Here is a 19,280-nt window from a genome sequence, read left to right as displayed (position 1 = left end):
ATCAGCACTCGAAATTGGTATGATGCCAGAGACAGCCATACAGAGGGTCGTAAGGGCGCACTAGACCAGGCGGCCCCAACTACCCAACCCCCACCACCTCCAGCTCCTGCGCATCCTTCCCCACCACGTCGCCGACGCTCTTGCCCATCATCAGCCTTGCTACCGGCGCCACGAACGAGATCGTGCCCTGCTTCGGGTCGGCTTCGTCTTCGCCGACGATGCGGTAGGTCTGGACGCGGCCGTCGGGGCGGCGGAAGGTGACGGTGGAGCCGAACGCGACGACGTCGTTGGTCTCCGGCTCGGGCATTAGTTGCGCGCTGCGGACGCGGATGTCGAAATAGCGCAGGTCGCGCGCCGGGATCGCCTCGGCGCGGCGGCGCTCGTTGACGTCCTCGATTTTCGCGGCGGCCTCGACGCCGGCGCGCGCCTGCGCGAGCTGCGCTTCCAGCGCCTGCAGCCCGGCGGCGGTGACGAGGTTCGGGTGCTCCGAAATCGGCCGATCCGGCAGCATCGTCTCCGACGCGGTTTCGGCACTCTCTTCCTTGGTGAAGGCGACGCTCAATCGATATCTCCGTACGAGGGATTGCGGCCGAACCTATCGCGGCTCGGCCAGTGCGGGCAACGCCGCGCTGGCGCGTTGGTTCGAACGCCCGCGGCGGGTCGACGATCCCGCGCGGATCCGGCTTGGAGCGATGGAAGTGGGATTATTTGCCCGGTGGCGGCTGCGGCCCGCTCTGCTCGCGCTTCATCGCTTCGAGCTTGATCGCCAGCAGGATCAGTCTTTCGGCCGGATTCGGCGCCGCAGCGGCGGCGACCACGCGGCAGCGATCGGCGACGGACTGGAGATAGGCCAGGCGCTCAATCATGGACGGAGACCGACGAGGATCCCGCCCGGTCGACGAAAGCGACAGCCGCCGGACGAGCCGGCGGCCCGCACGAGGTGATGTCACGGCGTCCCGGGTGCCGCCACACGATCGCGATCACGACGCGGTCCGGGACGATCGACCAGGACGACATCGGGCCACGCGAAGGCGACCTCGGCCATCTGCAATGATTCATCGAACTCCTCGTCCTCACGCTGCCGAGATCGGGACGGCACGCCGGATCTTGGCCGGCACCGCGGCCGCCGGGTCAGGAGTCTCGGGCATGACTGCCCAAGGCTCCTGGTCACCACCTCGACTCCCCGGGCAGCGAGAAGTCCGGCAATGATCGCGGGCACGCGAACGGCGGTCGTCCTCTCAACGGCTGGTTTTCATGAAGTGCGTCGTAGCACCAAGCGTGTCGCCGATGAGGAAACCCCGCTGGTCAGATTTGACCGCTGCCGACGGATTATTTTCGCCCGGCTGGCGGCAGATCATCCGAGGAGGACAACTGAGCGCCGCCCTGTCCGAACAGCCGCGCCACCAGGGCCGGAGCGCCCGGGGCGAGGATCGCGGCGTCGCGAGCCGGCCTGCGGTCCCGCCGCCGGCCGCGGTCTGCGCTCAGTTCGACCGCGTCCAGGTCGAGGATTTGCAGATCAGGCCGCCCATGGCGCAGCCCTGGGTGGTCAGCGTGCCGCCGGCCAGCGTCATCTTGCCCGAATAGGTCTTGCCGTCCTCCGGATTGAAGGCGCTGCCGGCCCAGGCGTTCGGTCCGGACGGCTTCATGTCGAAGAACACCTTTTGGCCGACCTTGGCCGGCGTCTCGATGCCCGGCTTGAGCCAGACCAGCGTGCCGCAGACCGCACCGCCGCAGGGCGCGAACTTGACCTTGGACAGCCCGGTGTCGCGCAGCCAGGTGCCGGCGACGTCGTCGGCGCGGGCCGCGCCGGCGGTCGCGGCCGTCGTCGCGGCGACTGCCAACAGCGCCAGCCCGGCGACCATCCCCGAGCCGACGCGACGCGATGATGTCGATGTTGTCCGCATGTCCCCTCCCGATCGTCGTTCGCGCGGCGCATCGCCGCTTGCGATCAGCCAATCGCGCGGTGGGGCGCAAGTCAATCGGATCGGGAACGGACCAGCGCGCGCCGATCGACAAGGTGTGGCCACTCTGGTTGAGGCACCCCGGAAAATATGGCATATTATGCCATACGGTCGTCTTCACATGAGTGTCCGATGCCCACCAGAAATGTCGTGCTGACCGAGCGCCAAGAGAGGCTCGTCGAAACGCTCGTCAAGTCGGGCCGCTACCAGAACGCCAGCGAAGTGCTGCGCGATGGCTTGCGGCTGGTGGAGCAACGCGAGGTGGAAGACGCCGGCAAGCTGCAGGCGCTGCGCGAAGCGGCCAGCGCCGGCATCGGCGCACTGGATCGAGGTGAGTCCAAAGAGTTCAGGACGATCGAAGAGCTGCAAAGCTTTTTGAACGATCTCTCCGAGACGATCATCTCCCGCACCGCCGAATAGATCTGTCATGGCCGGCCGCAGATGGCGCGTTCGCCTTGGCGCTCCAGCGGAAGTCGACTTTGCCAACATCGTCAAATGGACCACCGAGACGTTCGGCACAAAACAAGCGCGCGTTTATCGGGACACGCTCATTCAGGCGATCGGCGAACTCGCCGAAGGCCCCCACCTCGCAGGCTCGAAGGCGCGGGACGACATCATGTCAGGCCTTCGCACGCTCCATGTTGCGCGACGGGGCCGGCATGGACGTCATTTTCTGATGTACCGCACCGCGCCTGACGGCATGATCGACATCGTGCGTATTCTGCATGATCGCATGGACCTCGAACGCCACATTCCATCTGACCCCGACTGACCTGCGCTGTCGGCCCAGCACGGCGTCTCCCGCCGGCGATCCGCTCGCCTACCCCTTCAGCACCGCCTCCAGCCCGCCCAGCACTTCGGCGATATCTCGCTCCACCGCCGCGGCCTCGATCAGCACCACACGGTAGTCCCGCGCCTCCAGCCACTCCTTGCGCGCGGCGCGGTCGGTCGCGATCGCGTCGCTCTCGTCGGGGTTGACCAGTTCGATCGCGATGCGGTGGGGGAACGAGACGAAATCCGGGATGTGGCGGCCGACCGGGGTCTGGCGCTTGAAGGTCCCTGCGAAGCGGCGGTCCTTGCGCAGATGCTCCCACAGCAGCCGCTCGGCGTCGGTCGGATTGCGGCGGAGCATGCGGGCGAGACCGCGCATCGAGCCGGCGTCGTCGCCATGGCCCGCGGCGGCGCGTTCGGCCAAGAGCGCGCGCAGCTTGGTCGCCTGCGCGCCGTCGAGCACGCCGCCCTTGGCGGGGCCCTTGCGCCCTTCCGCGATCGCCATCACCGCGCCGTGCAGCGTGTGGATGTCCTGCCTGGTCGGATCCATCCGGGTGAAGATGTTGCGCAGGTTCACCAGCATGGTGTCGCGCTTCTCCGGCGGGCGCAGAAACTCCACGCGGTCGAGCTCGGCGACGAGGTTGTCGAAGAACGCGGTCATCTGGTGCTGCGACGCGGGCTCGGAGCGCTCCGGCATCGCATAGGGCAGCGCGCCGCCGGTGGCGTGCTTGAACCATTCGTAGCCCATCAGCAGCACGGCCTGGGCGAGGTTGAGCGAGGCGAAGGCGGGATTGACCGGGAAGGTGACGATGCGGTTGGCGAGCGCCACCTCCTCGTTCTGCAGGCCGTAGCGCTCGCGGCCGAACAGGATGCCGGCGGTGCCGCCGCTCGCGGCCGCGGTGATCATCTCCTGCGCCGCCGCCTCCGGCCCGCGCACCGGCTTGGCCTGATCGTGTGCGCGCGCGGTGGTGGCGAACAGCAGCGTGCAGTCGGCCACCGCGTCCTGCACCGTGTCGAACAGCTCGACCGCGTCGAGGATGTGATCGGCGCCGGAGGCCGAGCGGCGGGCATGGACATTCGGCCAGCCGTCGCGCGGCTTCACCAGACGTAAACGTTTCAGGCCGAAATTACCCATGGCGCGGGCGCACATCCCGATATTCTCGCCCAGTTGAGGTTCAACGAGAATCACAACGGGGCCGGCCAGGTCTGCCGCAGGCTTGGATTTATCGGTGCCGGAACCGGCCATGAAACGAGCTTTCCGAGAACAGCCCTCGGGGTCGACCGAGGGCGCGCAGCGCATGCGTGTTGAGATTATAGCGGAGCTTGAACAAGGCGGCCGCCGCGGCCCCGTTCCGCGATCTCCGGGGTGCCAATTCCGGCGGAATTTCTCAAGCGAAATAATGCGTTTACCGTGAATTTTGACGATTCGCTAAGAACCTGAAGCGCGGGTTCATCCGATGCATGAGCGGCGAGTTTCGCGCGGCCGCCGGCGCCCGCGCCCGTAAGCCGTCCGGCCGTCACCCCGGAGCGCTGCAATTCCTGCCATTTTGCCCGTCCATTCACCTTTCGGCGTGCGCAGGCCGGTGCTATAGCGGGCGCGGCTCACGCCCAATCCCGCCCAGAACGAAGCGCTGTCTCAAAGAAGGCCCGATCCCGCATGGCGAAAATCAAGGTGACCAACCCCGTCGTCGAACTCGACGGCGACGAGATGACCCGGATCATCTGGCAGATGATCAAGGACAAGCTGATCACGCCGTTCCTTGATGTCGAGCTGATGTATTTCGATCTGGGCATGGAGCACCGCGACAAGACCGACGATCAGGTCACCATCGATGCGGCGAACGCCATCAAGCAGGTCGGCGTCGGCGTCAAATGCGCCACCATCACCCCGGACGAAGCGCGGGTGGAGGAATTCGGCCTCAAGAACATGTGGAAGTCGCCGAACGGCACCATCCGCAACATTCTCGGCGGCGTGATCTTCCGCGAGCCGATCATCTGCAAGAACGTGCCCCGGCTGGTGCCGGGCTGGACCAAGCCGATCGTGATCGGCCGCCACGCCTATGGCGACCAGTACCGCGCGACCGACATCAAGTTCCCCGGCCCCGGCACGCTGACGATGAAGTTCGTCGGCGACGACGGCCAGGTGATCGAGCGCGAAGTGTTCAAGGCGCCCGGCGCCGGCGTCGCGATGTCGATGTACAACCTCGACGAGTCGATCAGGGACTTCGCCCGCGCCTCGCTGAATTTCGGCCTGATCCGGAACTATCCGGTGTATCTGTCGACCAAGAACACCATCATGAAAGTCTATGATGGGCGCTTCAAGGACATCTTCCAGGAGATCTTCGACGCCGAGTTCAAGAAGGACTACGACGCCAAGGGCCTGACCTACGAGCACCGGCTGATCGACGACATGGTCGCCTCGGCGCTGAAATGGTCGGGCGGCTACGTCTGGGCCTGCAAGAACTACGACGGCGACGTGCAGTCCGACACCGTGGCGCAGGGCTACGGTTCGCTCGGCCTGATGACCTCGGTGCTGATGACCCCGGACGGCAAGACGGTGGAAGCCGAAGCCGCCCACGGCACCGTCACCCGGCACTATCGCGAGCACCAGAAGGGCAAGGCGACCTCGACCAATTCGATCGCCTCGATCTTCGCCTGGACCCGCGGCCTCGCCCATCGCGCCAAGCTCGACAGCAACGAGGAACTGGCGAAGTTCGCCGACACGCTGGAGAAGGTCTGCGTCGAGACCGTCGAAGCCGGCGCCATGACCAAGGACCTCGCGCTGCTGGTCGGCGCCGACCAGCGCTGGCTGTCGACCGAGGGCTTCCTCGACAAGGTCGCGCAGAACCTCCACAAGGCGATGAGCGAGCCGAAGGCCGCCTGAGCGCAGGCTCGCGCGACAGGCGTGGGCGATCGAACTCCATGATCTGAAAGCCCGGGACCCGCGCCCGGGCTTTTGTTTGGGACAGGTGTGCAATGACCTCATCGGGCAATCCGGCCGACGGCGCCGACGACGATCTGCTGTGGCTGGAGGAGATCGAAGGCGACCGGGCCGTGGGCTGGGTCGAGGCGCAGAATGCGCTTACCAGAGCGCAATTCTGCGATGCCGCCTACATCGCCGATTTCGACGCCGTGCTCGACATCCTGAATGCCGATGACCGCATCCCGTTCGTACACAAATCCGGCGACCACCTCTATAATTTCTGGAAGGACAAGGCGCATCCGCGCGGGCTCTGGCGCCGCACCACCCTCGCGAGCTATCGCAGCGTCACGCCGGATTGGGAACTGCTGCTCGACATCGATGCGCTGAATGCCGCCGAGGGCGTGTCCTGGGCGTTCGCCGGCGCGGTGCGCTCGCCGGACAAAACGCGGGCGCTGGTCAGCCTTTCGTTCAACGGCACCGACGCAGTCGAACTCCGCGAATTCGATCTCGCAACCAAGCGCTTCGTCGATGGCGGATTTGCAATCCCGCAGGCCAAGACCCGCGCCGACTGGCTCGATCAGGACACCATCCTGTTCGGCAGTGCGCTCGGAGCCGAAGACAGCACGGCGGCCGGCTACGGCCGGCTGGTGCGCAAATGGCGCCGCGGCACCCCGCTCGACGCCGCCGAGATCGTGTTCGAGGTCGAGAAGGAGGACGTCGCTGCCTGGTTCAGCGTCAATCGCCGGCCGACCCACGAGGCGGTCGCCTATTGGCGGGCGCTGGATTTCACCCGCGCGCAGATCTTCGTCGAGCCGCAACATGGCGCTTTCGCCGGCCAGCGGCTTCGGCTCGACCTGCCGGAGCAGGTATCGATCTCGCTCAATGCCGCCGACCTGTTGTTCAGTCCGAAAGAGGACTGGCGCGTCGGCGACCGGACCATCGCCGCCGGAGCGTTGGCGGTGATCGGGCTCGATCGTTTCCTTGCGGGCGCGCGCGATTTCGAGATCGTCTTCGCGCCGACCCCGACCCGGTCGCTGCAGTCCTGGCTGGAAACACGCCACGGCGTGGTGTTGCAGATCCTCGACGACGTCCGCGGCCGCATCGAGCTCGCCAGCCGCGGAGAAGGCGGCTGGAGCAGCCGCGCCCTGCCCGACCTGCCGGACAACGCCTCGATCTATGCGGAGAATTTCGGCGGCGAGGACGAGCCCGAACTGGGCCGCGAACTGGTGCTGACGGCAACCGGCTTCGACCAGCCGACCACGACGGCGCTGTGGACCGGCGAAGGCGCCCCGGAATTGCTGAAGCGCGCTCCGGCCTCGTTCGACGCAACCGGGATCGAGGTCGAACAGCGCCACGCACTCGCGGCCGACGGGACCCGGATTCCGTATTTCCTGATCGGCAGGCACTTGTCCGCCGGCGGCCCGCCGCGGCCGACGATTCTCTATGGCTATGGCGGCTTCGAGGTGTCGCTGACGCCGTCTTACATGAGCGTGGTCGGCAAGCTGTGGCTCGAGCGAGGTCATGTCTATGCGCTCGCCAATATCCGCGGTGGCGGCGAGTTCGGCCCGTCCTGGCATCTGGCGTCCCGCAAGGCGACGAAGCACGTCGCGCATGACGACTTCGCAGCGGTCGCACGCGATCTCGCGGCGAGCGGCGTCACCACCGCAGCCAAACTCGCCTGCCACGGCGGCAGCAATGGCGGATTGCTGGTCGGCAACATGCTGACGCGTTATCCGGAGTTGTTCGGCGCGATCTGGTGCAGCGTGCCGCTGCTCGACATGGCGCGCTACACCAAACTACTCGCCGGGCAGAGCTGGATCGCCGAATATGGCGACCCGGAAAATCCCGAGGAGTGGCAGTTCATCCGCCGCTTCTCGCCTTATCATCTGGCGGGTGGCGAGAAACCCTACCCGCCGATCTTCATCACCACCAACCGCACCGACGATCGAGTGCACCCCGGCCACGCCCGCAAAATGGCGGCCCGGCTGCAGGCCTTGGGGCAGCCGGTGTGGTTCGACGAAACCGTCGCGGGCGGCCATTCCGGCGCGGTCGACAACACCAAGCAGGCGCAGAGTCAGGCGCTCGGCTTTGCGTTTTTGCGCAGCACGATCTGCGCGGCTTGAGCGCTGCGCGCGCCGGCATGACCGGCTGCAACATCGACCACTTCGCCGCTAGGCCGGGTGGCCCAGTCTCGTCACCATCGCCTTGGCGATCTCGTCCTCGCCCATGATCACCACGTCGGCGCCGTTGGACTTCAGGTGCGCGACCTCCTCGGCCGAATGCGCGCGGGCGATGATCGGAAGCTCGGCATTCAGCGCACGCGCCTTGGCGACGATCTGGCCGCCCTCGAAGGCGTCGGGGATCGCCACCAGCAGGCCGCGCGCGCTGGCGATCCCGGCGGCTTCCAGCATCTCCGGCGCGGCGGCGTTGCCGCCGATCGCGGCGATCCCCTCGCGCAGCAGCTGCGCCACGCGTTCGGCGTCATTCTCGATCACCACGAAGACCGCGCCGTCCTGGCGCAGCGCCGCGCTGACGGTGGAGCCGACCCGGCCGTAGCCGATCAGCACGACGTGGCCGTCGTGATGCGCCGGCGGGGCCCCCGCGCCCGGCGCGGTCTTCGCCTGGGCGTCCGGATCGGGCGCTTTCACCTTCGCCTTCGACAGCGACTCGCGCATGCCGAAGCGATCGAGCAGCGCGAACATCAGCGGATTGAGCAGGATCGAAATGATCGCACCGGCCAGCACCAGATCGCGGCCACGCTCCGGCAACAAGGCAAGGCTGACGCCGAGGCTGGCGAGGATGAAGGAGAATTCGCCGATCTGCGCCAGGCTGGCTGAGATCGTCAGCGCCGTCATCGTCGGGTGGCCGAACAGCCGCACGATCAGGAACGCCGCCAGCGATTTGCCGAAAATGATGATCAGCACGGTGGCGAGCACCGGCAGCGGCTCGCGGATCAGGATGCCGGGATCGACCAGCATGCCGACCGAGACGAAGAACAGCACCGCGAAGGCGTCGCGCAGCGGCAGTGTCTCGTTGGCGGCGCGCTGGCTGAGCTCGGATTCCGACAGGATCATGCCGGCGAAGAACGCGCCGAGCGCGAACGACACGTCGAACAGCATCGCCGCGCCGAACGCCACGCCGAGCGAGATCGCCAGTACCGCGAGGCGAAACAGCTCGCGCGAGCCGGTATGCGCCACATAGTGCAGCATCCACGGGATCACGCGGCGGCCGACCACCAGCATGAACGCCACGAAGGCGGCGACCTTGCCGAGCGTCAGCGCGATCGGCAGCGCCACGCTGTCCCACCTCGCGCCATTGGCCTCGCCCTTGAGCAGGCCCGCCACCGCCGGCAGCAGCACCAGCGTCAGCACCATCGCCAGATCCTCGACGATCAGCCAGCCGACCGCGATCCGGCCGCGATTGCTGTCGATCAGACGGCGCTCCTGCAACGCGCGCAGCAGCACCACGGTGCTCGCCACCGACAGCGCCAGGCCGAACACCAGCCCACCCCCGAACGTCCAGCCGAGCGTATGACCGAGGCCGACGCCGAGCGCCGTCGCGACGCCGATCTGCACCACCGCGCCGGGGATCGCGATCCTCCTCACCGACAGCAGATCCTTCAGCGAGAAATGCAGGCCGACGCCGAACATCAGCAGGATGATGCCGATCTCGGCGAGTTCGTTGGCAAGGCGCTGGTCGGCGACGTAGCCGGGCGTGAACGGACCGATCACGACGCCGGCGAGCAGATAGCCCACCAGCGGCGACACGCGCAGCCGCTGCGCCGCGACACCGAACATGAAAGCCAGCACCAGGCCGGCCACGATGGTGGAAATGAGAGGGGTGTTGTGTTCCATAAACCCGTTGTGTGGCATGACGACGCGAGATGCCACCTTCGATCCGGCTACCCATCGCCGCAGCGATCGCAATCGATCGAAGGCCGCAAATTGCGCTGGCATTGAGGACGAATTTGCGATTTTTTGCCACAGCTCGACGCAATTTGATCGAACCCCTCGCCGACGCGGCAACGCCGTGATTGATGGACCATCATGGCAGCAGCAAGCGATATCGGCGTCTACCGGGAGGCCCTGGTGTTTCTCGGGACCGCCGGTGTGCTCATTCCGCTGATGGCGCGGCTGCGCATCAGCCCGGTGCTCGGTTTCCTGGTTGCCGGGCTGGTGCTCGGCCCCTACAGCCTCGGCCGGATCGGCGAAGGTATCCCTTGGCTGCAGGCGATTACCATCACCTCGCAAGACGCGGTCGACCGATTGGCCGAGCTCGGCGTCGCCTTCCTGCTGTTCACCATCGGGCTGGAGCTGTCGTTCGACCGGCTGTGGACGATGCGCCGTCTGGTGTTCGGGCTGGGCATGTCGCAGGTCATTCTGACCACGGCGGCGATCAGCGGCATCGCGCTGGGATTCGGCAACACCGTCGAAGCCAGCCTGGTGATCGGCGCCTGTCTGGCGCTGTCGTCGACCGCGATCGTGCTGCAGCTCCTCGCCGAGCAGAAGCGGCTGGCGACCGTCGCCGGGCGCAGCATCTTCTCGGTGCTGCTGGCGCAGGATCTCGCGGTGGTGCCGATTCTGTTCCTGATCGTGGTGCTGGGCAAGTCGGCCGGCGGCGCGGGCGCCGGCGCAGCCGCGGCCGGATCGATCTGGTACGGCCTGGGCCTGGCGATGCTGCAGGCCGCCGCCGCGATCCTGCTGATCATCGGTTTCGGGCGGCTGGTCTTGCGCCGCCTGTTCCGGCTGGTGGCGCACACCAACAACCGCGAACTGTTCATGGCGACGATCCTGTTCGTGGTGGTCGGCACCTCGCTGCTGACCCACGTCGCCGGGCTGTCGATGGCGCTCGGCGCCTTCCTCGCCGGGCTGGTGCTGGCCGAGACCGAATTCCGCCGCCAGGTCGAGGTCGACATCGAGCCGTTCAAGGGCATGCTGCTCGGGCTGTTCTTCATCTCGGTCGGGATGCGGATCGACCTCGCCGAGGTGGCGAGCTATCCGGGGATGGTCGCAGCCTCGGTGTTCGGCATGTTGGCGCTGAAGGCGGTGCTGATCGCGGCGCTGACGCGGGGCTTCGGGCTGTCGTGGCCGGTGGTGGCGGAAGCGAGCCTGCTGCTCGCCGGCGGCGGCGAATTCGCCTTCCTCGTGCTCGGGCTGGCCAGTTCATCGGGGCTCGTCACCCGTGAGGTCGAGCAGTTCATGCTGCTGGTGTCGTCCGGCACCATGCTGCTGACGCCATATCTGGCGCGGCTGAGCCGCAAAGCCAGCAAACGCGTCCACAAGGCCACGGCATTGGCCGATGGCGACGGCGATCCCGGCCCCACCGAGGCGGGCCGCATCATCGTGGTCGGCTACGGCCGCGTCGGCCGCATCCTCGGCGACATTCTCAAGAAGCAGGACAAGCCGTTCATCGGCATCGAGATCGACCCCGAGGCGGTGCGAAAGGCGCGCAAGGCCGGACATAATCTCATCTACGGCGACGCGACGCAGCGCGCCTTCCTGCGCAAATGCGGGCTCGACGAAGCGACGGCGCTGGTGGTGACGATGCACGACGCGAGCGCCGCCGAGCACGTCGTCGCTGCGGCACGGGCCGAACGCCCCGACCTCCCGGTGATCGTCCGCGCCCGCGACGCCGAACACGCCGTGCGGCTGTTCAAGCTCGGCGCCACCGACGTCGTCCGAGAAGTGCTGGAGGCGAGCTTCGAAATCGCGAGCACCGTACTGCAGACCGTCGGCATGCCTGCCGGCAAGGTGATCGCCATCATCCACGACGAACGCGACGCCCGGAAGAAGCAGGTGAGACAGGGTGTGACGGCGGAATAATCCGTGTGCCCCGTGGCGGGGGCGCAGCGCGAACCCGCAATCTGGATGGGCCTGCGCACGCGTCAGGATCAAGAACTCAATCGGGAGGAAATCCCTCGATTGATCGCCGCCGCGGCGCATCGCCGGAAGCGCGCCGACCGCGACCCCGCCGCCATGGCTGTTTCCTTTTGATCTGCCGCCGTCCGACCGGACGCAAGACTTGCCGGGCGCACGGAACTCACAACCTCGGCGGCACTTATCGATGATCGGCGCCCCGCCGTACGGAGTTTCCTTTAATGAACATGTCCGGCGAAAGCCTGGTCGTCATTCTCCTCGTCGGCATCATTGCCGGTTGGCTGGCCGGCCAGATCGTCCGCGGGGCCGGCTTCGGGCTGATCGGCGACCTCCTGATCGGCGTCGTCGGCGCCCTGATCGGCAGCTGGCTGTTGCCGCAGCTCGGCATCCAGCTCGGAGCCGGCATCGTTCGCGCGATCATCAACGCGACCATCGGCGCGGTCCTTCTGCTGCTCATCCTCCGGCTGGTCCGCGGAGGCGGATTCCGCAGGTACTAAGTCATCCTCGACGGCATCGCCGGTCCGATCATCAACTCACCAAAGCGTCGAACCGATGAAGCTGGGCAAAACCCAATCCCTCAGAGACGTCGCCGGTCTGGTCGGCGCCTGCGCCGTCACGATCCTGGCCGTCATCATCATTTCGGCGCTGTATGTCGGCCGCGAGGTGTTCGTCCCGGTCGCGCTCGCGATCCTGCTCAGCTTTGTGCTGGCCCGCCCGGTCAACCTGTTGCAGTCGTGGCATGTGCCGCGCGCGATCGCCGCCATCGTCACCGTGCTGCTCGCATTCGCGGTGATCTTCGCGCTCGGAAGCCTGATCGCGACGCAGCTGTCGCGGCTGGCCGGCGATCTGCCGCAATATCAGTCGACGATCCAGTCCAAGATCACCTCGCTGCGCGGCGTCACCGGCGGCTCCACGACGCTGGAGCGGGCCGGCGGCATGCTGCAGGATCTCAGCAAGGAGCTCAACAAGCCGACCAATGCTCCCCCGCCGTCGCTGACCAATCCGCCGTCGAACACCTTGGCGTCGCGGCCCGTCACGCCCGTCCCGGTCGAAGTGCTGCAGCCCGATCCAGGGACCCTGGCCAATCTGCGCTCCCTGATCGCCCCGCTGGTGTCGCCACTCGCCACCACCGGCATCATCGTGATCTTCGTCATCTTCATTCTTCTGCAGCGGGAGGATCTGCGCAACCGGCTGATCCGTCTCGCCGGCGCGCATGATCTGCAGCGCACCACCGCGGCGCTCGACGATGCGGCCAGCCGGCTCAGTCGGCTGTTTCTCAATCAGTTGCTGATCAATTCCGGGTTCGGCGTCCTGATCGGCATCGGGCTTTGGATCATCGGCGTTCCGAGCCCTACGCTGTGGGGCATTCTGGCCGCGGTGCTTCGCTTCGTGCCGTATATCGGATCGATCATCGCCGCGGCCTTCCCGCTGACCCTGGCGGTCGCGGTCGATCCCGGCTGGTCGATGCTGGTGTGGACGGCGCTGCTGTTCTTCGTGATCGAGCCTGCGATCGCCCATGTGATCGAACCGATGGTGTATGGCCGCAGCACCGGGCTGTCGCCGGTCGCCGTGGTGATTTCGGCGACTTTCTGGACGGCGCTGTGGGGACCGATCGGACTTGTGCTCGCGACGCCGCTGACGGTCTGTCTTGTGGTGCTGGGGCGGCACGTCGAGCGCCTCGCGTTTCTCGACGTGATGTTCGGGGATCGGCCTGCGCTGTCGCCGCCGGAGATCTTCTACCAGCGGATGCTGGCGGGAGATCCCACCGAAGCGGCCGAGAAGGCCGAGCAGTTCCTGAAGGAACGCTCGCTGTCGTCCTACTACGACGACGTCGCCCTGAAGGGCCTGCAACTTGCCCAGGCCGACCTCGACCGCGACGCCCTCGACCTGGTGCGGCTGACCCGGATCAAGGAGACGGTGCAGGAGTTTACTGACGACCTCACCGACGAGGTCGATCAGGAGCCGGACGGCGACCAGACCACCACCGACGCCGAGGCGGCAGCCGCGGTGGAGGAGACGTCGGGCGACAGCGCCGGCGACGACATCCCGATGCTGAAGCCGAGCGATCTGAAGCGGGAATGGCAGGGCGAAGCGCCCGTGCTGTGCATCGGCGGGCGCAGCCAGCTGGACGAGGCCGCGGCGCTGATGCTGGCCCACCTCTGCCGCGTCCACGGCATCGGCGCCCGGGTCGAGCCGTCCAGCGCGCTGTCGACCAAGAACATTTTCGGCCTCGACGTGTCGAACGTCGCGCTGATCTGCCTGTCGTATCTGGAGGCGTCGAACACCGCCCATATCCGCTACGCCGTGCGCCGCCTGCGCCGCAAGGCGCCGCATGCGAAGATCATCGTCGCACTTTGGTCAGCGGAAGACCCGAAGGTTGCCGACACCAACGAGTCGGCGCAGGCCGATGCGACCGTTCTGACGCTGCGGGACGCCGTGAAGTTCTGCGTCGATGAAGCGCACGCCGCACTGCCGCCGCAGACGATCGAAATGCCAGCGAGCGCGGTCGTCTGAGCGATCACTCCGACGCCGTCATTCACGCCAGGCACCGTCATTCCGGACGCCGCGGAGCGGCGATCCGGAATCTCGCGTTGTTTGACGTTTTTCGTGACAAGCTCGGGATTTCGGGTTCGCTCGCTGCGCGAGCGCCCCGGAATGACGGAGAAAGCTAACTACTTCGCCGCCCGCCGATAGCAGTAGCGGTACAGCTCGGTTTCGAGCCCCAGGCTCGCATACAGCGCGCGGCCGGCGACATTGTCGGCGACGACCTGCAGGCACACGCCTTTCGCGCCGTGATCACGCGCCCAGGCGAACAGGGCCATCATCATCCGCCGCGCCAGTCCCTGCCCGCGCAGCGCCGCGTCGACGACGACCGATTCGCAGACCAGCAGATCGTCGTGCAGCACGCCGTAAGCGGAGGCGACGATCACGCCGTCGCGGCGGAGCGCCATGAAGCCGGCCGGCAGCGCGATCGCATCGATCACGCGGGCGTAGATCGCCGCATGGGCCGGGGTCTGCTGCTGCAGCCGGGCGATCGCGGCGAGCCATCCGGCATCGGCGGCCGCAGCGATCGTCACGTCGGGATCGGCCGCGAAGCGATCGTCGCCGAAAGCGCGAAACAGCGTGCAGGTCTCGCCCTCGCGGCCGAAGCCGTGGTCATCGAGTTCGCGATCGATCCGGCCCGCGCCGGCGAGCAGCGACGGCACCCGCACGATCAGCGGCAGGCCGTGCGCGCGAAAGGTCCGCGCGAAGTAAGCGAGATCGTCCGCGATGGTGTCGACGCGGTCGTGCAGCGGGTTGACCGAATTGGCGCGGCGCGACACGCCCTCGCCGAACCGCAGCAACCAGTCGCCATGCATCGCGCTGCGCAGCGCCGGCCAGGCGTCGAGGCAGGCCTGCTCGACCCGCCACGCCAGCGCCTGCGACATCGGACCGGCTCAGCCGCCGATTGCCGCGGCGATGGCGTCGAGCGCGGCCTGCGCCTTGGAGCCGTCGGGGCCGCCGGCCTGCGCCATGTCGGGCTTGCCGCCGCCGCCCTTGCCGCCCAGCACTTCGGACGCCTTGCGCACAAGGTCCACCGCGGAGAACCGCGCCACCAGATCCGGCGTGACGCCGACCACGATCGAGCCCTTGCCGTCCTCGCTCTTGGCGATCAGCGCGATGACGCCGGAGCCGAGCTGCTTCTTGCCCTGATCGACCAGACTCTTGAGATCCTTGATCTCGATGCCTTCGACCGCGCGCGCCATCAGCTTGACGCCGCCGACGTCGCGCACATCCGCGCCGCCATCGGCCGCGCCGCCGCCGCCGCCGCCACCCATCGCCAGCTTCTTGCGCGCGTCGGAGAGTTCGCGCTCGAGCTTCTTGCGCTCGTCCATCAGCGCCGCGATCCGCGCCGGCATGTCGTCGACCGTGGTACGCAGTTCGGCGGCGGCCTGCTTGGCGGTATTGATCGCCGCATTGGCGCTCTGCCGCGCGTAGCGCCCGGTCAGCGCCTCGATCCGGCGCACGCCCGAGGCGACCGCGCTCTCGCCGGTGATCGACACCAGGCCGATGTCGCCGGTGCGCTTCACATGGGTGCCGCCGCACAGTTCGACCGACCAGCCGAGCGCGTTGGAGCCGTGATCGCGGGCGGCCTTGCCCATCGACACGACGCGGACCTCGTCGCCGTATTTCTCGCCGAACAGCGCGCGCGCCCCGGCCTCGCGGGCGTCGTCGACCGCCATCAGCCGCGTGGTGACTTCGTCATTCTCGAGCACGATGTCGTTGGCGATGTCCTCGACGCGGCGCAGTTCATCCGGCGAGATCGGCTTCTGGTGCACGAAGTCGAAGCGCAGCCGGTCCGGCGCGACCATCGAGCCCTTCTGCGCGATGTGATCGCCGAGCACTTGCCGAAGCGCCTCGTGCAGCAGATGCGTCGCCGAGTGATTGGCGCGGATCGACGATCGGCGGGCGTGGTCGACGTCGAGCGCCAGCGCGATGTCGCGCTGGATCGTGCCCTGTTCGACCGTGCCGAGATGCACGAACAGATCGCCGGCCTTCTTCAGCGTATCGGTGACGCGGAAGCGCACGCCCTCGCCGCTCAGCACGCCGGTGTCGCCGACCTGACCGCCCGACTCCGCATAGAACGGCGTCTGGTTCATCACGATCGCGCCGCTGTCGCCGGCCTTCAGCTCATCGACTTCGGCGCCGTCCCTGACCAGGGCGGTGACCACGCCCTCGGCGGTCTCGGTGTCGTAGCCGAGGAATTCGGTGGCGCCGAGCCTGTCGCGCAACGAGAACCACACCGCTTCCGTCGCCGCCTCGCCGCTGCCCGTCCACGAGGCGCGCGCCTTGGCGCGCTGGCGATCCATCGCGTCGGTGAACGAGGCGATGTCGACGCCGATGCCGCGGTTGCGCAGCGCATCCTGGGTCAGATCGAGCGGAAAACCATAAGTGTCGTACAGCGTGAACGCGGTGTCGCCGTCGAACATGTCGCCCTTCTTCAGCGACGCACTCTTCTCGTCGAGAATCGCGAGGCCGCGGTCCAGCGTCTTGCGGAAGCGGGTTTCTTCCAGACGCATGGTTTCCTCGATCATCGCCTCGGCGCGCACCAGCTCCGGATAGGCCTGGCCCATCTCGCGCACCAGCGCCCACACCAGCCGCCACATCAGCGGCTCGCTGGCGCCGAGCAGCTGGGCGTGGCGCATCGCGCGGCGCATGATCCGGCGCAGCACGTAGCCGCGGCCTTCGTTCGAGGGCAGCACGCCGTCGGCGATCAGGAACGAGGACGAGCGCAGATGATCGGCGATGACGCGGAACGATGCCGCGTCCTGCTCGGTCGGGCCGCGGCCGAGCGCCGACGCAGTGGCGTCGATCAGGCTGCGGAACAGATCGGTCTCGAACACGCTCTCGACGCCCTGCAGGATGCTCGCCATCCGCTCCAGGCCCATGCCGGTGTCGATCGACGGACGCGGCAGCGGCACGCGCTCGTCCTTCGTCACCTGCTCGTACTGCATGAAGACGAGATTCCAGAATTCGAGGAAGCGGTCGCCATCCTCTTCCGGCGAGCCGGGGGGGCCGCCGAAAATGTGCTCGCCGCGATCGATGAAGATCTCCGAACACGGGCCGCACGGGCCGGTGTCGCCCATCGCCCAGAAATTGTCCGAGGTCGGAATCCGGATGATGCGGTCGTCGGAGAAGCCGGCGATCTTCTTCCAGTACGACGCCGCCTCGTCGTCGGTGTGATACACCGTGACCAGCAACTGGTTCTTGTTGAGGCCGAAGTCGCGGGTGATCAGGTTCCAGGCAAGCTCGATCGCCTCCTCCTTGAAGTAGTCGGCGAACGAGAAGTTGCCGAGCATTTCGAAGAAGGTCAGATGCCGCGCGGTGTAGCCGACATTGTCGAGGTCGTTGTGCTTGCCGCCGGCGCGCACGCATTTCTGCGAGGTGGTGGCGCGCTGATACGGCCGCTTCTCCAGCCCGGTGAAGACGTTCTTGAACTGCACCATGCCCGCATTGGTGAACATCAATGTCGGATCGTTGCGCGGCACCAGCGGCGACGACGGCACGATGTCGTGACCGTTTTTCGCGAAGTAGTTCAGAAACGCAGACCTGATATCGTTAACGCCGCTCATGTTCGTCCAATCGTCCGGGATGCCCGCGAAACGCCCGCTGGGGTCCACCTCTGTCCGGGTGCCCTGCCTTTTAGACGCGAGGCCGCGCGCTGTCCAGAAAGTGGGCACAAATTCAGTTGTTTGCCACCCGGCCCCGGTTCTCGGCCGGGCGGTCACCAGGCCCCTTTGCAGGACCGTTGATAGCTCCCCGAGCCGCGTTGACAGCCTTGTTGAAGCCGTGTTTGTGTCTTAGCTGTTAGGACTAAGTCGCGTCGGGAGAGATCGGCCCAATTCTTCAGTGAAGGGGGGCCGGCGCCGAAGGAGCAACCGCCCCGGAAACTCTCAGGCAAACGGACCGCGCGACGCAATGACATCTGGAAAGAGACCCGGTCGGGCGCAAGCCCAATGCGGGGTCCGCCGACGGGATAATGCTCTCAGGCGCAGCGACAGATGGGGCTCGAATGGTGACGAGAGATAGGTCTCGGGAACCGTGGGAGCCTGGACATGCTTGCCCGTGACGATACTGCTGCCCTGAAACGAACGCCGCTCCACGCGCTGCATCTGGCGCGCGGCGGAAAGATGGTGCCGTTCGCGGGCTACGACATGCCGGTGCAATACGCGCAGGGCGTGCTGAAGGAACACCTCCACACCCGCGCCAAGGTCGGCCTGTTCGACGTCTCGCATATGGGCCAGATCGAGCTGCGCGCCAAATCCGGCCGGCTCGACGACGCCGCCCGGGCGCTGGAATCCCTGATTCCGCAGGACATCGCCGCGCTCGCCCCCGGCCGCCAGCGCTACGCGCAATTCACCAATGAAGCCGGCGGCATCCTCGACGATCTGATGGTCACCAATCTCGGCGACCGGCTGTTCCTGGTGGTCAACGCCGCCTGCAAGGCCGAGGACGAGGCGCATCTGCGCGCGCATCTGTCGGAAACCTGCGAGATCACGGCGCTGACCGGGCGCGCGCTGCTGGCGCTGCAGGGGCCGAAGGCGGAAGCCGCGCTGGCGCAATTCTGTGCAGACGTCGCCGGGCTGAAATTCATGGACGTCGCCGAACTCAGCCTGAACGGCCTGCCCTGCAATGTCTCGCGCTCCGGCTACACCGGCGAGGACGGTTTCGAGATTTCGGTGCCGGCCGATGGCGCGGAGGCGTTCGCGGAGGCGCTGCTGGGCAATCCCGACGTGCTGCCGATCGGGCTCGGCGCCCGCGACAGCCTGCGGCTCGAAGCCGGGCTCTGCCTCTACGGCCATGACATCGACACCACCACCACGCCGGTCGAGGGCGGGCTGAGCTGGTCGATCCAGAAGAGCCGCCGGTCCGGCGGCGCACGGCCGGGCGGCTTCCGCGGCGCGGACAGGATTTTGGCGCAACTCGACGCCGGCACGGCGCGCAAGCGCGTCGGGCTGCGGCCGGAAGGCCGGGCGCCGGTACGCGAGGGCGCGCCGCTTTATGCCAGCGCGGATGCGACCGAGGCGATCGGCGCCGTCACCTCCGGCGGCTTCGGCCCGAGCCTGAACGCGCCGGTGGCGATGGGCTATCTGACGCAATCGCACGCTACGCTGGGCACGCAGATTTTTGCCGAGGTGCGCGGCCAGCGATTGCCGCTGCGCGTCGCTTCCATGCCCTTCGTTCCGAACACCTACAAGCGCTGAGGAC

Annotated in this window: 15 protein-coding genes and 2 riboswitches; of the genes, 8 read left to right on the top strand and 7 right to left on the bottom strand. The window is 67.1% G+C overall.

Annotation, left to right across the window (positions count from 1 at the left end):
• Positions 1-79 precede the first annotated feature (79 nt).
• The 3 genes from greA to ACTZWT_RS08980 all read right to left on the bottom strand — a co-directional run bounded on the left by greA (position 80) and on the right by ACTZWT_RS08980 (position 1,862).
• Entirely contained in the window at positions 80-562 is a 483-nt protein-coding gene (gene greA / locus ACTZWT_RS08990; RefSeq protein ID WP_444769336.1) for a transcription elongation factor GreA, read from the bottom strand.
• A 142-nt stretch (positions 563-704) separates the two neighbouring features.
• Positions 705-866: a hypothetical protein gene (locus tag ACTZWT_RS08985; RefSeq protein ID WP_444769335.1), complete on the bottom strand. Its 162-nt coding sequence runs from the start codon at positions 864-866 to the stop codon at positions 705-707.
• Between the two features lie 615 nt (positions 867-1,481).
• Positions 1,482-1,862 (bottom strand): DUF2147 domain-containing protein, encoded by a 381-nt coding sequence (locus tag ACTZWT_RS08980; protein ID WP_444769882.1) that lies wholly within the window; start codon positions 1,860-1,862, stop codon positions 1,482-1,484.
• 231 nt (positions 1,863-2,093) lie between these two features.
• Between ACTZWT_RS08980 and ACTZWT_RS08975 the strand changes: the two genes are divergently transcribed.
• Complete coding sequence (locus ACTZWT_RS08975; protein ID WP_444769334.1) at positions 2,094-2,381, top strand: type II toxin-antitoxin system ParD family antitoxin; 288 nt, start codon at positions 2,094-2,096, stop codon at positions 2,379-2,381.
• A gap of 7 nt (positions 2,382-2,388) precedes the next feature.
• On the top strand, positions 2,389-2,733 hold the full coding sequence (locus tag ACTZWT_RS08970) for a type II toxin-antitoxin system RelE/ParE family toxin (protein ID WP_444769333.1): 345 nt from the start codon (positions 2,389-2,391) through the stop codon (positions 2,731-2,733).
• A gap of 48 nt (positions 2,734-2,781) precedes the next feature.
• On the opposite strand, the gene ACTZWT_RS08965 is transcribed toward ACTZWT_RS08970, so the two are convergent.
• Positions 2,782-3,978 carry a TrmJ/YjtD family RNA methyltransferase gene (locus ACTZWT_RS08965; protein ID WP_444769332.1) on the bottom strand — a complete coding sequence of 399 codons (1,197 nt, stop codon included), beginning with the start codon at positions 3,976-3,978 and terminating at the stop codon, positions 2,782-2,784.
• A 411-nt stretch (positions 3,979-4,389) separates the two neighbouring features.
• On the opposite strand from ACTZWT_RS08965, the gene ACTZWT_RS08960 reads away from it, so the two are divergent.
• Positions 4,390-5,616: an NADP-dependent isocitrate dehydrogenase gene (locus ACTZWT_RS08960; protein WP_444769331.1), complete on the top strand. Its 1,227-nt coding sequence runs from the start codon at positions 4,390-4,392 to the stop codon at positions 5,614-5,616.
• Between the two features lie 92 nt (positions 5,617-5,708).
• The gene (locus ACTZWT_RS08955) at positions 5,709-7,778 is read left to right on the top strand and encodes a prolyl oligopeptidase family serine peptidase (RefSeq protein ID WP_444769330.1); all 2,070 of its coding nucleotides are present in this window, start codon (positions 5,709-5,711) and stop codon (positions 7,776-7,778) included.
• Between the two features lie 48 nt (positions 7,779-7,826).
• Here the strand turns inward: ACTZWT_RS08955 and ybaL are convergent, their stop codons facing one another.
• Positions 7,827-9,509, bottom strand: coding sequence for a YbaL family putative K(+) efflux transporter (gene ybaL, locus ACTZWT_RS08950; protein ID WP_444769329.1), 1,683 nt, complete (start codon positions 9,507-9,509; stop codon positions 7,827-7,829).
• Positions 9,510-9,701: 192 nt separating this feature from the next.
• Between ybaL and ACTZWT_RS08945 the strand changes: the two genes are divergently transcribed.
• The 3 genes from ACTZWT_RS08945 to ACTZWT_RS08935 all read left to right on the top strand — a co-directional run bounded on the left by ACTZWT_RS08945 (position 9,702) and on the right by ACTZWT_RS08935 (position 14,045).
• Positions 9,702-11,477, top strand: coding sequence for a cation:proton antiporter domain-containing protein (locus ACTZWT_RS08945; protein WP_444769328.1), 1,776 nt, complete (start codon positions 9,702-9,704; stop codon positions 11,475-11,477).
• Between the two features lie 275 nt (positions 11,478-11,752).
• Positions 11,753-12,028 (top strand): GlsB/YeaQ/YmgE family stress response membrane protein, encoded by a 276-nt coding sequence (locus ACTZWT_RS08940; RefSeq protein WP_444769327.1) that lies wholly within the window; start codon positions 11,753-11,755, stop codon positions 12,026-12,028.
• Between the two features lie 55 nt (positions 12,029-12,083).
• Complete coding sequence (locus tag ACTZWT_RS08935) at positions 12,084-14,045, top strand: AI-2E family transporter (RefSeq protein WP_444769326.1); 1,962 nt, start codon at positions 12,084-12,086, stop codon at positions 14,043-14,045.
• 158 nt (positions 14,046-14,203) lie between these two features.
• Here ACTZWT_RS08935 and ACTZWT_RS08930 read toward each other — a convergent pair whose 3' ends face one another.
• Both ACTZWT_RS08930 and alaS read right to left on the bottom strand, forming a co-directional pair.
• Positions 14,204-14,959, bottom strand: a complete 756-nt coding sequence (locus tag ACTZWT_RS08930; RefSeq protein WP_444769325.1) for a GNAT family N-acetyltransferase — start codon at positions 14,957-14,959, stop codon at positions 14,204-14,206.
• 9 nt (positions 14,960-14,968) lie between these two features.
• Positions 14,969-17,644 carry an alanine--tRNA ligase gene (gene alaS / locus ACTZWT_RS08925; protein ID WP_444769324.1) on the bottom strand — a complete coding sequence of 892 codons (2,676 nt, stop codon included), beginning with the start codon at positions 17,642-17,644 and terminating at the stop codon, positions 14,969-14,971.
• Positions 17,645-17,885: 241 nt separating this feature from the next.
• A riboswitch (glycine riboswitch) is annotated at positions 17,886-17,991 on the top strand.
• A riboswitch (glycine riboswitch) is annotated at positions 17,992-18,083 on the top strand. It abuts the riboswitch before it with no gap.
• 44 nt (positions 18,084-18,127) lie between these two features.
• Here alaS and gcvT point away from each other — a divergent pair.
• On the top strand, positions 18,128-19,276 hold the full coding sequence (gene gcvT, locus ACTZWT_RS08920; RefSeq protein WP_444769323.1) for a glycine cleavage system aminomethyltransferase GcvT: 1,149 nt from the start codon (positions 18,128-18,130) through the stop codon (positions 19,274-19,276).
• Positions 19,277-19,280: the final 4 nt, after the last annotated feature.

Origin of the sequence: Rhodopseudomonas sp. NSM, assembly GCF_052445935.1 — a bacterium.
Classification (GTDB): Bacteria; Pseudomonadota; Alphaproteobacteria; order Rhizobiales; family Xanthobacteraceae; genus Rhodopseudomonas.
Note: the sequence above shows the minus strand (reverse complement) of the source record. Positions and strands in the feature narration are given on the sequence as shown.